The organism is Cohnella candidum (assembly GCF_003713065.1).
GTDB lineage: Bacteria > Bacillota > Bacilli > Paenibacillales > Paenibacillaceae > Cohnella > Cohnella candidum.
In genome coordinates, this window is the sequence record NZ_CP033433.1 from 1,006,261 (window position 1) to 1,020,751 (window position 14,491).

The window sequence follows — 14,491 nt, forward strand, 5'->3', positions numbered from 1 at the left end:
GCTGATGCCGGAAGGCACGATCATGAAGGCGCTCAGCGGATATTATTACGTGCTCGGCGATCAAGGCGGAGAGCCCGTGCAATGCCGGGCAAGGGGGATTTTCAAAAAGCGCGGGGAATCGCCTCTCGTGGGCGACCGGGTCCTCTACAGCGAAACGGAGAACGGGGAAGGCACGGTCGACGAAATCAAGCCGCGCCGCACCGAGCTCGTCCGCCCGCCGGTGGCGAACGCGGACCTGGCGGTGCTCGTATTCTCGGTCGTCCATCCGGACCTGAACCTCCCGCTGCTCGACAAGTTTCTCGTCCATATCGAGCACGCCGGTCTCGATTCGGTGCTGGTCTGGACCAAAGCGGACCGCATTCCGGAAGGGCCGGAAGGCGACGAGGCCCGCAGAACGATGGAAAACGCGCGGGACCTCTACCGCTCCATCGGCTACGAGGTGCTGGTGACCAGCGCGAAGGCCGGTCTCGGCATCGCCGAGCTGGAGAGCCGCCTGTCCGGACATATCGCCGTGTTCGCCGGCCAATCGGGAGTCGGCAAGTCCTCGCTGCTGAACGCGCTCGTGCCGGGTCTTGAGCTCCAGACGAACGAAATCAGCGAGAAGCTCGGCCGGGGCAAGCATACGACGCGCCACGTCGAATTGGTTCCGCTAAGCGGCGGCGGGCTCGTCGCCGATACGCCGGGCTTCAGCCAGCTGGATTTCGCGGAGCTGGGCGTGGAAGAGATCGGTTCCAACTTCCGCGAATTCCGGGAACTGTCCGGCGGCTGCAAATTCCGCGGCTGCACCCACATCCACGAGCCGGGGTGCGCCGTCCAACAGGCGGTCGAACGGGGAGAAGCGGCGGAAAGCCGCTACGAGAATTACAAGGCATTCATGGCGGAGTGGAAAGAGAAACCTCGGAGGTACTGACATGTTGAAAATAGCTCCATCCATCCTGGCCGCGGACTTCGCGAAGCTGGGTGAAGAAATCCGCAGCGCGGACGCGTCCGGAGCCGATTGGATCCACATCGACGTCATGGACAACCATTTCGTGCCCAATCTGTCGTTCGGAGCGCCCGTGATCCAATCGGTCCGGCCGGCTACCCGGCTGACCTTCGACGTCCATCTGATGACGGAGAAGCCGGAGACGCTTTTCCCCGCGATGATGGATGCCGGCGCCGACAGGCTGACGGTGCATGCCGAAGCTTGCACGCACCTCCATCGAACGGTGCACCAAATCCGTGAATTGGGATTGCCGGCCGGGGTCGCGCTGAACCCGCATACGCCGCTCTCGGTACTGGATTACGTGCTGGGCGACGTGGACCTGATTCTGATCATGACGGTGAATCCCGGCTTCGGAGGACAGTCGTTCATTTCCGGCATGCTGCCGAAAATCCGCGAGCTGCGCGGGAAGCTGAACGCGCTTGGCAGGCCGGACGTCGACATCCAGGTGGACGGAGGCATTACCGATCAAACTGCCCCCCTCGTGGTAGAGGCGGGAGCGAACGTGCTCGTGGCGGGCAGTTATGTATTCGGAAGCTCCGACCGCCGTTCGGCGATCGCTTCCTTAAGAGGATAAACGAAGCAGACGGCCCTGACGGGCCGTCTGTTTTTTTTTGCCCGAACTTTCCCGGTTCAGGTGTGTTAGGACAAAATCCGTGCCGCATACATTGGATTAACAGCCGGAAAAGCCGGAGGAGGGATGGGAGAATGAAGTTTTATACCATCAAGCTGCCGAAATTTCTGGGCGGCTTCGTCAAAGCGCTTCTGAACACGTTCCAGAAAAATTGACGCCCCCGGTTCCGGACAGCGGGTGATGCCGGCGAGACGTCGAAATAAACGGCCACGCGAAAACGGCTTCGCCGCCCGACCGGACGGAGGATGCCGTTTTTATCGAGGACATACGGTAAGGATACGTGTGATGCGGATCCTCTTACGGTAACCAAAAAGGGCTCACCGGTTCGGATCCGTTTACCGGATCCTAGCGGCAGAGCCCTTTTGACAAATCGTTCGATGGGAATCAACCTTATACACGAGTCACAAGACCGGACTTCAGGGCCTTGGTGCTGACATAAACGCGTTTCGGTTTGCCGTTCACCAGAATGCGCACCTTTTGCACATTGACGCCCCAAGAGCGCTTGTTATGGTTGTTGGCGTGAGAGACATGATTGCCGGAGCTCGGCTTCTTTCCCGTGACGAAACATTTGCGAGACATTAAAATCCACCTCCCTACCCAAGCCTTACAAACACCACATTATCATATCACACGGTAAAGCGCCCACGCAATCTTTATTATCAAGCGGGCAGCGCGGACAAAGGATCCCGGATTAAGCCTAAAACCTCGGGTTTTGTCGGTTTCGGCCGTACCGAGGAGAAAACGGCTTCAAACTCCCGTTTTTTTATAGTACAATAAGATATGGTCCATAATACAGGCATAAAGGAGTGAATTTCCATGCCGATGCAACTGGCGACGGAAAACGGAAAAATAGACGTAGCTGATCAAGTGATCGCCGTGATCGCCGGTTCGGCGGCGATGGATTGTTATGGACTGGTGGGCATGGCTTCCCGCAAAGGACTGAAGGACGGCATCGCGGAGCTTCTCGGACGGGAAAACCTGTCCCGCGGCGTCGAAGTCCGGCGCGAGGGAGAGCTGATGCATTTGGACTTGTACGTCATCGTCAGCTATGGCACGAAAATATCCGAAGTCGCCCACAACATCCAATCGAAAGTGAAATACGTATTGGAAGAGGTCGTCGGGCTGAAAGTCGATTTCGTCAACATCTTTGTCCAAGGCGTACGCGTCATCAAGTAGCCGAATGCATCCGTGACGGCCGAACGCGAACGATCGCGTCGCTTCATCGGCCGCACCGTGCTCGTTCGGACGCGGGGAATTGGACCAGCGGGACCGAACGCACAACAGGAAGGAGACTGTCAGCTTGAGCAGGCGTTCTATGAACGGAATGGAATGGACGGCCATGGTACTGGCCGGGGCGGAGAGATTGTCCGCCAACGAAAACCGCATCAACGCGCTGAACGTATTCCCGGTACCGGACGGGGACACGGGAACGAACATGAATTTGACAATGACGGCCGGAGTGGCCGAATTAAACCATAAACCTTCCGACGAGGTCGGACGAGCAGCCGAAGTGCTGTCGAAAGGCCTTCTTATGGGCGCCCGAGGGAACTCCGGCGTCATTCTCTCGCAATTGTTCAGGGGGTTCTCCCGCGCCGTGGCGGGTGAACGTGAAATGAACGTGCCCTTGTTCGCAACTGCTTTGCAACAAGGAGTTGATACCGCTTACAAAGCGGTCGTCAAGCCGGTCGAAGGCACGATTCTGACCGTAGCCCGCGAAGCCGCGCGCCAAGCGGCCGTGTCGGCCCGGCGCACGGCGGATTTGGCCGAGTTCATGAAGGAAGTGCTCGCCAAGGCTTCAGAGACGCTGGACCGTACGCCGGATATGCTGCCGGTGCTGAAGCAGGTCGGCGTCGTCGATTCCGGCGGCCAAGGCTTGGTTTGCATTTACGAAGGCTTCTTGTCTTATATAACGGGCGTGCCGGCAACGGAAACGCCGGCGGCAGGCGCTGCTTACGCCGCCCCTGCGCCACGGCCCGTCCAGGCTGTCCCGGCCATGCCCGCTAGAAACGCTTCGGCCCAGGCCAAGCTGGAGACCGAAAGCATCGACTTCCCCTACGACATGGAATTTTTCATTCACCGTCCGGCGGCCTCGGGGCCTTTCGCCGAGAAATCGTTCCGCCAGGCGCTGGAACGCGACGGGGACTCGATCATTCTCATTGAAGACGGCGACGTCGTGAAGGTTCACGTGCACAGCCGCCGTCCGGGCGATGTCCTGAATTTCGCGTTGGCCCACGGCGAATTGACTCATTTGCATATTCTGAACATGCGCGAACAGCACCGCGACCTGCTGCGTCCCGCGGAGGCGGCGCCTTCGCAGCCGGCACCCGCGGCGGTCAAGCCGGCTGAGGGCGCGGAAGCGCTCGGGCTCGAGGCGGCTTCCGGCATTCCGGCGGCGGACTATACCCTTGCGGGCGTCACCGCTTCCCCGGAAAGCGAACCGAATCCGGACGTTTACGAAATGGCGGAATACGGCGTCGTCGCGGTCAGCGTCGGCGACGGCAACGCGGAATTGTTCCGCAGCCTCGGCGTGGACGTCGTCATCTCCGGCGGACAAAGCATGAACCCGAGCACGGAAGACCTGCTCGGCGCCATTCACTCGCTGTCCGCCCAGACGGTCATCGTGCTGCCCAACAACCCGAACATCCTGCTCGCGGCCAAACAGGCGGCCGAGCTCGCGGACCGTCCGGTCACGGTGCTTCAGACCCGCACGCTCCCGCAAGGCATGGCGGCGATGCTCGCGTTCCGGGAAGACGAGCCGGAAGCCGCGAACGTCGAACGCATGACCAAAGCGTACGAACGCGTGCTGACCGGATCGGTGACGCAAGCCGTTCGCGATACGCAAATGGACGGACTCGACATCCGCGCCGGGCAATACATCGGCATTTTGGACAAAACGATCGTCACGACGGCGGTTACGGCCGAAGACGCCGGACGCCAGCTGCTGGAGCGGATGCTCGCTTCCGGCGGGGAAATCGTGACCATCCTGACCGGCGAGGACGCGGACGACGGCCAAGCGGAGCGGATCGCGGCTTGGCTCGGCGACCGGTATCCGGATGCCGAGGTTGAAGTGCACGAGGGCGGACAGCCGTTGTATCCGTTCTTGTTTGCGGTAGAACCTTAAGAAGTCGGGAGGACAAGCTCATGTCATCGGTCGCATTGGTTACGGACAGCACGGCCGACATCCCCCGCGGGATGCGCGAACGGCTCGGCATTTCCATGGTTCCGCTCAAGGTCATGTTCGGCAGCGAGAGCTATTTGGACAACATTGAACTCCAGCCGGCCGAGTTCTACCGGAAGCTGACCGGCTCGCCGGTATTGCCGACCACCTCGCAGCCGTCGCCCGCCGACTTTTTCGACGTGTTCAAGCGGTTGACCGACGAAGGAAAATCGGTCGTATCGGTGCACTTATCCGGCGCGTTCAGCGGCACTTATCAATCGGCGATGATCGCCAAATCGATGTTCGAGGACGACGCGGACATCACGGTGATCGACTCCAAGTCGGCCTCCTACGGCTACGGGATGATCGTCGTGGCCGCCGCCGAATTGGCGGCGCGGGGAGCTTCCAAGGAAGAAATCATCGCCGAAGTCCATCGGCTCCGCCGGGAGATGCGCCTCTATTTCTTGGTGGACACGCTGGAATTCCTGCAAAAAGGCGGCCGGATCGGCAAGGCGGCGGCCTTGGTCGGATCGTTGCTCAACATCAAGCCGATTCTCACGATCGACGACGAAGGCGTCATCAATTCCGCCGACAAGGTGAGAGGGCAGAAACGCGCGATGGCGCGGATCGCCGAGCTTCTGCAAGCGGATCTGGGGGACCGCCCCGTCAACCTCATGATCGCGCTGACGCCGGGATTCGAAGAAAACGCGAAGGATATGGCCGCGCTCCTCAAGGAACGGTTTAACGTGAGCAACTACGTGGAAACCGAGATCGGACCCGTGATCGGCACGCACGCCGGGCCGGGAACGGTCGGCGTGTTCGTAACTCCGGCATGATGAACGATTTATTCGCCATTCCCGTGGAACGGCTACAAGGCGTGGGCTCCTCGAAAGCGGGGGAGCTTCACGCCTTGGGCATTTCATCGGTGGGAGACTTGATCGACTATTATCCGTTCCGTTACGAGGATTACCGGATCCGGCCGTTCCATGAGGTGAAAGACGGGGAAAAAATCACCGTGCAAGGAACGATCGCGTCGGCGCCCGTCCTGCAGCGGTACGGCCGCAAATCGCGGCTGACGGTGAGGGTGACGGTGGAGGGGCTGCTGCTGTCCGCGGTGTGGTTCAACCGGGCGTTTCTGCAGGAGCAGTTGGCTATCGGCCGGGAGATCACGCTGACGGGCAAATGGGAGCAGCGCCGGCGGCAGTTGACCGTAGCCGAATCGGAATTCCCGGACAAGGGAACCGCGAAGACGGGGACGCTGCAGCCGGTTTACTCGGTCGGGGGCGGCATCACGCAGGCTTGGATCCGCAAAACGATCGACCGCGCGTTGACCCAATACGGGGCGATGATTCCCGAGCTTCTGCCGGCGGAGCTGGTGTCCCGACACGATTTGATGCCTCGGCGGGAAGCCGTCATGCGGATCCATCGGCCCGAAAATTCGCAGGAGGGACAGGAAGCGCGGCGCCGCATGGTGTACGAGGAGCTGTTCCTGTTCCAGATGAAACTCCAGGCCTACCGCGCGGCCAACCGCAAGCAGCCGGACGGCTTGGCCCACCGCGTGAACAACGAAGAGATCCGCGCGTTCGTCGGGGGCCTGCCTTTCGAATTGACGGATTCGCAGAAGCAGGTCATCAACGAGATTTTGGCGGATATGAAACGCCCTTACGTGATGAACCGGCTGCTGCAAGGCGACGTAGGCGCCGGCAAAACGGTCGTCGCGGCCGTCTCCTTGTACGCGACCGTGAGGGACGGCAACCAGGGCGCGCTCATGGTGCCGACGGAAATTTTGGCCGAGCAGCATGCCCGCTCTTTGGCCAAGCTGTTCGAGCCGCACGGCATCCAGGTCGGGCTGCTGACGGGCAGCTTGACCGAACGCAAACGGCGGGATATCATCGCGTCCCTGCAGATGGGCTTGCTCGACATCATCGTCGGCACGCACGCCTTGATCCAGGAGGACGTGTTTTTCCGGCGGCTGGGACTGGTCGTTACGGACGAGCAGCACCGCTTCGGCGTAAACCAGCGCAGCATCCTGCGCCGGAAGGGGATGAACCCCGACGTGCTCACGATGACGGCGACGCCGATTCCGCGGACGCTCGCGATCACCGTTTTCGGCGATTTGGACGTATCCACGCTGCGGGAGAGGCCCAAAGGGCGTAAGCCGATTAAGACGTACTGGGTCAAACACGAGATGATGGACCGCGTGCTCGGCTTTATTCGGCGGGAGGCGGACGCGGGGCGGCAGGCTTTCTTCATCTGCCCGCTCATCGAGGAATCGGAGAAGCTGGACGTGCAAAACGCCATCGATCTCCACGCGCAGCTTCGCCAAGCGCTGCCGGATTTGAAGATCGGGCTGCTGCACGGGCGGATGACGCCGGCGGAGAAGGAAGCGGCGATGGGAACGTTCGCGGCGGGCGAGACGCACGTGCTCGTGTCGACGACCGTCATCGAGGTCGGGGTCGACGTGCCGAACGCGACGCTCATGATCGTCATGGACGCGGAGCGGTTCGGCCTGTCCCAGCTGCACCAGCTGCGGGGCCGGGTCGGGCGCGGGGAGCATCAGTCCTATTGCGTGCTGATCGCGGACCCGAAGTCGGAAAACGGGCAGGAGCGCATGAAGGCGATGACCGACACCGACGACGGCTTCGAGATTGCGAGGCGCGATTTGGAGCTGCGGGGGCCCGGCGACTTCTTCGGCACGAAGCAGAGCGGCATGCCGGAGTTCCGCCTGGCGAACCTGGTCAACGACTTCGCCGTGCTGGAGCAGGCGCGGGACGACGCGGCCGAGCTGACGGCGAAGGAAGATTTCTGGACCTCGCCTGGCTACGCGCGGCTGCGCGATTACCTGCTCCGCGAGGCCCGGCCGCAAGGGGAGCCGCTCGACTAGCGGCACGCAGGTACGTTATTCGGCGAAAAGCCGGCGTAGGAGGCAGAATAGCGACACGGAGGTACGTTATTCCGCACAAAGCAGACGCTAGACACGAAATAGCGGAACGCAGGTGCGTTATTCGGCGGGTGAGCGGATCCGGAGCGATTTAGTGATACCCGGTATCGTTAATTCGGCGGACAAGCGGATCCGGAGCCATTTAATGATTCCCAGTGTCGTTAATTAGGCGGGTGAGCGGATACGGAGCTATTTAGTGATACCCAATGTCGTTAATTCGGCGGGTGATCGGGTCGGGAGCGATTTAGTGATACTCAGTGTCGTTAATTCGGCGGGTGAGCGGATTCGGAGCGATTTAGTGATACCCATTATCGCTAATTCGGCGGGTCCGCTTTTTTCCTTTCCGGCTTTTCGCGCACGTCCTATTCGCCGTCCCCGTCCCCGCCTTGGCCATTCATCTTCCGCGTTTTTTCGGCATAAGATGAAACCGAAAGCCATGGCGGAAAGGGCGTGGGGAAATGGCCATGAGCGCAAGCTGGCAGAACTTCGGCATCCAGCCTCAACTGGTGGAGCGCGTCAAACTGAAATTGAAAAACCCGGTCATCAGGGACCGGATCAAGGGGCTGCTGGAAGGGGTCACGAAGTACGACCTTCAGGATCGGGTCAAAGTGCGCCAATTGGTGAGGAACGCCTCGCGCATTTTAAACGAGCCGCTCACGGACGTTCAGGAAGAGCAGATCGTCGCTTTCATACTCGCGCAGAAGATCGACCCGCAGAACACCTTGCATCTGATCAAACTGTGGGCGATGTTCCGATAACGCAATGCCGCGGTAACCGCAAAAAAACGCTCCGCCATCGGCCGAAGCCGGATGACGGGGCGTTTTTGCGTTTTCCCATTCAGGCGGATTTCGGTTCTTCCCTGCCGTCCTCGTCATCGCGGGAGGGGCGGGCCGCCCAGGCGCCGCCGACCAGGAAGATTCCGCTGACGTAGAAAACGGAGACGAGCCCCGCCCATGAACCCAACAGACCGAAGAACAGCGGTCCGATCATTTGGGACAGCCGGTTGGTCGCCAGCCGAAGCCCGAGCACCTCGCCGGTCCGTTCCCGGGGCGAAGCGTTGTACGTGGTGGTCATCGACAGCGGCTGCCCGCAGCCGAGACCCGCTCCCATGACGACGGCGATCAAGGCGAGCAGCACCGTGGATTCCGTGAGCGGCACAAGCAGGAACGAGAGTCCGGCGGTCAGGATGGAGACCAGCAGCACTTCGTTTCGCCCGGCCGTTCTCGTGAGCCGGTACAGGAAAAGCCGGATCGCCATCATGGCGATCCCTTGTACGGTGATAATCCAACCGGTTTGCGATGCGGACAAGCCGTACTGCTGCCCGAGCAGCGGAAAATAGGCGACGAAAACGTCGCGGGAATAGAGTACGAGCGCGCTGGAGAAAAGCGCTTTGCGCAGCACCGGCATTTTGAGCAATGCAAGGGTGCTGCCGTCAGGTGCGCCTCCCGTCCCGCGTCCGCGAACGGTTGCGGGGAGGAAGAACGAGATCGCGATCGGCATCAGGCCGACGCAAGCGGCGACGAGAAAGGCGAACGGAAAAGAAGCGCGCTCGGCCATGTACCCTCCGGCTACCGGTCCAAGCACGCCGCCGATCGACACGGCCATGCTGAACATGCTGAAGTAGTGGTCCCGGTTGTCTTTCGTCGCCGCGTTTCCGATGATGTTTTGCAGCGAAATGTTCATCAAAATTTGCGTCACGCCGACGATTGCCTGGGAGAGATACAACGAAGGGAGGGAGTCCCAGACGAACGGAAGGCCAATGCCGGCTGTGATGCCGAGCGTCCCGGCGACAACGGGAATGCGGTCGCCGATGCGGTCGGCCAGCCTTCCGAGAGGGATCGCCAGCACGAGCGGGAAAAACGCGTAGGTCGCCGTCAGGAGCCCGATCTGGAACGTGTCCGCGCCAAGTCCCGTCCCGTAAAGGGAAATCAAGGGCCGCGTCATGTTCAGCATCACTTGGAAACCGAGTACGATGGCGATGATTTTGGAAAGAAGCATCCGGGAGCACCTGCCTGATCCTGGGGGAGAATGCCCCGATTATATCACCCAGGGATTCGGCAGAGAGCGGTTTCAAAGCCTTGGCGCCCATAAAATATATGATCGAAATGAAGATTACGCGAACAATCGAAAGTATGAGCGAAATCCGGCGCGCCCTGAGAATACGGTACGGGAGCTACGGATTCCAAACGTATTTGCGCTCCGGACGCCCGACGGTTCCGTAGACGATTTTGACGTTGGCTTCTCCGATGGAAACCAGATATTCCAAGTATCGGCGGACGGTGGAATGGCTCATGCCGGTGGACGCCGAAAACTCGTCGGCGCCGGTCGGCTTGTCCAGCTTCCGGATTTGTTCCCTCACCGACTTGAGCGTCAGCCTGTCGATCCCTTTGGGCAAAGCCGGCGAGTCGGCGTGCGGGCTCTTGGAGGCGGCAAGGGAGCGGTCGGCAGGCCGGAACAGCCGGTCCACCTCTTCCTGAGCCATCGTCTTTTGAAGGGAAAGCTGATCCCGGAAATCGGCGTATTGGATCAAGGTCGCCGTGAATTTGTCGATCATGATCGGTTTGATGATGTATCCGAACGCTCCGCCTTGCATGGCATGGCTGACCGTCTCGGTGTCATTGGCCGCGGTGATGAGGACAAAGTCGACGCTTCGCCCCGATTGCCGGGTCCTGCGCAGCACTTCGATGCCCGACATATCCGGCAGGAAGACGTCGAGCAGGATCAGATCGGGGGTGTAAGCCTCCAACAGCTCCGTGGCTTGCGCTCCCGTGCTCGCGGTGGCGATCACGCGAAACCGCTCGGTTTTGTGGGCGAACTGTTCGACGATTTTCGCCGCGATGGGATCGTCTTCCACGATCATGACGGTCAGTACGTCCGTTGGCATCCGAACTCCCCCTTCAGGTATGGTTTGGGTTTTTGGGAATGACGACCGTAAAACGCGCGCCTCCGAGCGGGCTTCTGGCGATGAAAATTTGGCCGTGGATCGCGTTCAGCGCATGTTTCACGATGGCGAGGCCGAGTCCGCGGTTCTCCCCGTCTTTGGACGTGTAGCCTTCGATGAATATGGCCGTTTCCTTATCCGGGGGAACGCCGGGACCGTTATCCTCGATATCGAAGACGATTTCGTTCCCCAAGTCGGTGAAGGAAATCCGCACTTCGGCGTTCGCTCCTTGCTGCCGCGCGGCTTCCATGCCGTTGTCGATAATGTTGCCGAGGATGGTCACGACCGCATGGATATCGAGGTTCGCCGGAATTTGGCTGAAGTTGCTTTCCTGATCGATCGCCAGGTTGACCTTCAGTTCTTTGGAGCGGTTGATTTTTCCCAGCAGGCAGGCGGCGATGAGAGGCTCTTTCACCGACGTCATCAAGAAAGCGATGATGTCCTGACGTTCCTTCACCTCGCCCGAAATGAGCTGCATCGCTTTCTCGTATTGCTCCAAGGCGAGCAAGCCGTAAATCGTGTTCAGTTTATTCAGGTATTCATGGTTTTGGGCTCTCATCTGATCGGAGAAGGCTTTGATTTGGGTGAATTCGTTCGTCAACTGCTCGATCTCCATCTCCGTCCGGAACGTGAAAACCGCGCCTTGCACGCGATGGTCCTGAAGCACGGGGGCAACGTTCATGGCGTACATTTCGGAATCCAGAAAGACGCGCTGGTTGCTGATTCCGCTCGCGGACTGGGCAACCGCTTTCAAGGCTTCGCGAAGGCGGACATGCGTCAGCGTGCCGCCGACCGCCAGCGCATGGTCCCGAAGCAGCTCACGGGCGCGCTTGTTCATGCCGACGATCTTCTCGTCCGTATTGACCGCCACGATCGCGTCCCGGATCGATTCCAATATGGCTTCCCGTTCCTTGAAAAGAAGCGAAATCTCCTCCGGCTCGAGTCCGAAAATCAGTTTCTTGACCCGCCGGGCGATCAGGTAAGCGCCGACCAGTCCTACGGGAAGCAAGACGAGCGCGAGTCCGTAAATTCTCCACTTGTAATCGTCGATTCTATCATGCACGTCATCGAGCAGGAAGCCGACGGAAACGACGCCGATGACCTCGCCTCGGGCGTCCAATACCGGCGTTTTGCCGCGCAAGGCGGGTCCGAGCGTCCCGGTTGCCGTGGATACGATCGATTCTCCGGCCAATGCGGGGCCGTTATCGCCGCCGACCATTTCCTTGCCGATTTTGTCCGGATCGACATGGGAATAGCGGATCCCATGCCGATTGCCGACGACGACGTAACTGGCGCCGGACTGGATGCGGATCTTCTCGGCGAGCGGCTGTATGACGACGGACGGATCGGGAAGGTTGAACGCCTGGACGATCCGGTCGTCGGAAGCGGCGAGCTTGGCGACCGTCAATGCCTGTTGGCCGATGTTTCTCGTCAGGATATCGTTGAGCATGACGGAGAACACGGCTCCGGCAAGCGTTAAGCCCACGAGTACGACGACCGAAATGAGCAGCACGATTTGGGTCAGAAGACGCATCCTGAACCGGTTTTTCTCCAAAGGGCTTCAGCCTGCTTTCTGATCGAGAGGTGTTTATCATTGTATCAAATGGGGTGAATCCGCTTCCATGGTTTCGCGCGATGAAAATATCGAACAAATAAAAAATATGAAAAAAACGTAGGCTCCTGAAAACGCTTCCCGTATACTTTGTTACGGCTGAGGGCTCGGGCGGCATTTTCGCGAAGCCTGCCGAGCCGCGGCCCGATGGGACATTCCCATTCTACTACGAGCGGAGCAGGTGGAACCATGGAACTTTTTTGGTGGGGTCTCGCGCAGATTATCATGATTAACGTCGTCCTAAGCGGAGATAACGCGGTCGTCATCGCGCTGGCTTGCCGGGGTTTGCCCGATCGGCTTCAGAAGAAGGCGATCTTCTGGGGGATGCTGGGAGCGATCGTCTTGCGGATCGTCTTGACATTCGCGGCGGTGTGGGTGCTCAAAATCCCTTACGTGCAGCTGATCGGCGCGCTTCTGTTACTGTACATCGCGGTGAAGCTTCTGAAAAACGACGAAGCGGACGACAAGTTGAAGTCCGGATCCAACGTGAGGGAAGCGATCCGAACGATCGTGACCGCGGATATCGTCATGAGCCTGGACAACGTGCTGGCCGTCGCGGGGGCGGCGTCCGGAAACCTGCTGCTGATCGGACTCGGTCTCGCCGTGAGCATCCCGCTGATCGTGTGGGGCAGCAAGCTGCTCATGAAAGGGATGGAGCGGTTTCCGATCGTGGTCGTGCTCGGCGCCGGCCTGCTCGGGTATACCTCGGGGGAAATGGCCCTCAAGGACAAGGCGGCAGGCGGCTGGCTGGAGATCGTACCGTTGTCCCACTATGCCATCCCGATCGTGCTTGCCGTCCTCGTGATGGCGATCGGGGCGACGCTCGGCAAGAAAACGCCAAAAAAAGAAGAGGCGGCTGAAGCCGCCGTACATGCTTCCTAGCCGTTCGGCTTAGAGGAGCAAGGGCCGCGATGCGGCCCTTTTTTCATGTCGCCGTGGTCCGTGAAAAAAATGATCGAAATGACGCTAATCGGATTAATGCAACATATTCGGGAAAACTTCCGCCGGATTTGGAGCCCTGATATGCTTGGAAGCGCAAACAAAAAAGCGCTTTCAATTTGCGGCGCAACCTATTATCCGAAACGGGGAGTGTATCGCTTCATGAAAAAAGGTTTGCTGAAAAGCGGGAAATTCGCGATCGTGGGGGCCTTGGCATTCGCGTTGACCGCCTGCGGCAGCGGCGGAAATAAAGACGCGGGGAAAGGCGCTTCATCCAGCCCGGCATCCAGCCAATCCGCCGCGGCGGAAGGCTATAAGCCGAAGAAGCCGATTCAGATCATCGCGCCTTCCGGTGCCGGAGGCGGATGGGATAAAACGGCGCGTTCCATCGCCAAAGTGCTCGGGGAAACGAAGCTGGTGAACCAGCCGATTACGGTGGAGAACAAGCCGGGCGGCGGCGGGGCCGTATTCCTTGCCTCTTACGTGGCGGAGGATGCGGGCAACGATTACAAGCTGTTCGTGAGCTCGCCTCCGATTCTGGTCAACAACCTGAAGAAGGAAGGCAACAGCCCGTTCGGCTACAAGGACGTCACGCCGCTGGCCGGACTTACGGAAGACTTCGGCGCCATCGCCGTCGCGGCCGATTCCAAGTACAAAGATTTGAAGTCGCTGCTGGACGACCTGAAAGCGGACCCCAAAAGCGTGACGATCGCGGGCGGTTCGGCTCCGGGCTCGATGGACCACATCATCGCGGTTCTGCCGGCCTACAAATACGGAGTCGACCCGAAGACGGTGAAGTACTTGTCCTACGACGGGGGCGGCGAAGCCTTGACCGCGCTGCTCGGCGGCAACGCCCAGGCGATCGGCACGGACGTTTCCTCGCTCGGCGAATATTTGAAGGCGGGTAAAATCCGCATACTGGCCGTTTCCGCTCCGGAAAGGCTGGGCGGAGACTTCAAGGACATCCCGACGATGAAGGAGCAGGGCGTCGACGCGGAATTCCTCATCTGGCGCGGCATTTTCGGACCGAAAAACATGAGCGCGGAAGCCAAAGGTTACTGGGAAGCCAAAATGAAGGAGCTTTCCGAATCCGATGTTTGGAAGCAGGAGCTTGCGGCGAACGCATGGGCCGGCAGCTTCAAGAACGCCGCGGACTTCACCGCGTACCTGGGCGAGCAAGAGAAATTGGTCAAAGATACGCTGACCGCGCTCGGCATGGCGAAATAAGAATAAGGGCTCGATACGGGAGAAGAGCGCTGACGCTCTTCTCCCGTGCTCCACTAAG

Annotated in this window: 14 protein-coding genes; 10 read left to right on the forward strand and 4 right to left on the reverse strand. The window is 59.8% G+C overall.

Features of this window, described 5'->3' with window-relative positions; genetic code table 11:
• The first annotated feature begins 4 nt into the window (after nt 1-4).
• The 3 genes from rsgA (at nt 5) to spoVM (ending at nt 1,771) form a co-directional block, all read left to right on the forward strand.
• Nucleotides 5-910: a ribosome small subunit-dependent GTPase A gene (rsgA, locus tag EAV92_RS04610; protein WP_123039968.1), complete on the forward strand. Its 906-nt coding sequence runs from the start codon at nt 5-7 to the stop codon at nt 908-910.
• Nucleotide 911: 1 nt separating this feature from the next.
• On the forward strand, nt 912-1,559 hold the full coding sequence (gene rpe, locus EAV92_RS04615; RefSeq protein WP_123039969.1) for a ribulose-phosphate 3-epimerase: 648 nt from the start codon (nt 912-914) through the stop codon (nt 1,557-1,559).
• 131 nt (nt 1,560-1,690) lie between these two features.
• On the forward strand, nt 1,691-1,771 hold the full coding sequence (gene spoVM, locus EAV92_RS04620) for a stage V sporulation protein SpoVM (protein WP_123039970.1): 81 nt from the start codon (nt 1,691-1,693) through the stop codon (nt 1,769-1,771).
• Between the two features lie 235 nt (nt 1,772-2,006).
• On the opposite strand, the gene rpmB is transcribed toward spoVM, so the two are convergent.
• Nucleotides 2,007-2,195, reverse strand: a complete 189-nt coding sequence (gene rpmB / locus EAV92_RS04625; RefSeq protein ID WP_123039971.1) for a 50S ribosomal protein L28 — start codon at nt 2,193-2,195, stop codon at nt 2,007-2,009.
• Between the two features lie 237 nt (nt 2,196-2,432).
• On the opposite strand from rpmB, the gene EAV92_RS04630 reads away from it, so the two are divergent.
• The 5 genes from EAV92_RS04630 (at nt 2,433) to EAV92_RS04650 (ending at nt 8,472) form a co-directional block, all read left to right on the forward strand.
• On the forward strand, nt 2,433-2,792 hold the full coding sequence (locus tag EAV92_RS04630) for an Asp23/Gls24 family envelope stress response protein (protein ID WP_123039972.1): 360 nt from the start codon (nt 2,433-2,435) through the stop codon (nt 2,790-2,792).
• A 124-nt stretch (nt 2,793-2,916) separates the two neighbouring features.
• Nucleotides 2,917-4,737: a DAK2 domain-containing protein gene (locus EAV92_RS04635; RefSeq protein WP_164472630.1), complete on the forward strand. Its 1,821-nt coding sequence runs from the start codon at nt 2,917-2,919 to the stop codon at nt 4,735-4,737.
• Nucleotides 4,738-4,757: 20 nt separating this feature from the next.
• Nucleotides 4,758-5,609: a DegV family protein gene (locus EAV92_RS04640; protein ID WP_123039974.1), complete on the forward strand. Its 852-nt coding sequence runs from the start codon at nt 4,758-4,760 to the stop codon at nt 5,607-5,609.
• The gene (gene recG / locus EAV92_RS04645) at nt 5,606-7,657 is read left to right on the forward strand and encodes an ATP-dependent DNA helicase RecG (RefSeq protein ID WP_123039975.1); all 2,052 of its coding nucleotides are present in this window, start codon (nt 5,606-5,608) and stop codon (nt 7,655-7,657) included. The genes EAV92_RS04640 and recG overlap by 4 nt, the downstream gene beginning before the upstream one ends.
• A 521-nt stretch (nt 7,658-8,178) precedes the next feature.
• A complete protein-coding gene (locus tag EAV92_RS04650; RefSeq protein WP_123039976.1) occupies nt 8,179-8,472 on the forward strand; it encodes a stage VI sporulation protein F in 294 nt (97 codons plus the stop codon).
• Between the two features lie 79 nt (nt 8,473-8,551).
• Here the strand turns inward: EAV92_RS04650 and EAV92_RS04655 are convergent, their stop codons facing one another.
• The 3 genes from EAV92_RS04655 to EAV92_RS04665 form a co-directional block, all read right to left on the reverse strand.
• Nucleotides 8,552-9,712 (reverse strand): MFS transporter, encoded by a 1,161-nt coding sequence (locus EAV92_RS04655; protein WP_123039977.1) that lies wholly within the window; start codon nt 9,710-9,712, stop codon nt 8,552-8,554.
• Between the two features lie 175 nt (nt 9,713-9,887).
• Nucleotides 9,888-10,598 carry a response regulator gene (locus tag EAV92_RS04660; RefSeq protein WP_123039978.1) on the reverse strand — a complete coding sequence of 237 codons (711 nt, stop codon included), beginning with the start codon at nt 10,596-10,598 and terminating at the stop codon, nt 9,888-9,890.
• Between the two features lie 13 nt (nt 10,599-10,611).
• Nucleotides 10,612-12,189, reverse strand: a complete 1,578-nt coding sequence (locus EAV92_RS04665) for an ATP-binding protein (RefSeq protein WP_123039979.1) — start codon at nt 12,187-12,189, stop codon at nt 10,612-10,614.
• Between the two features lie 267 nt (nt 12,190-12,456).
• On the opposite strand from EAV92_RS04665, the gene EAV92_RS04670 reads away from it, so the two are divergent.
• Entirely contained in the window at nt 12,457-13,149 is a 693-nt protein-coding gene (locus EAV92_RS04670) for a TerC family protein (protein WP_123039980.1), read from the forward strand.
• 219 nt (nt 13,150-13,368) lie between these two features.
• Entirely contained in the window at nt 13,369-14,433 is a 1,065-nt protein-coding gene (locus EAV92_RS04675; RefSeq protein WP_123043577.1) for a Bug family tripartite tricarboxylate transporter substrate binding protein, read from the forward strand.
• Nucleotides 14,434-14,491: the final 58 nt, after the last annotated feature.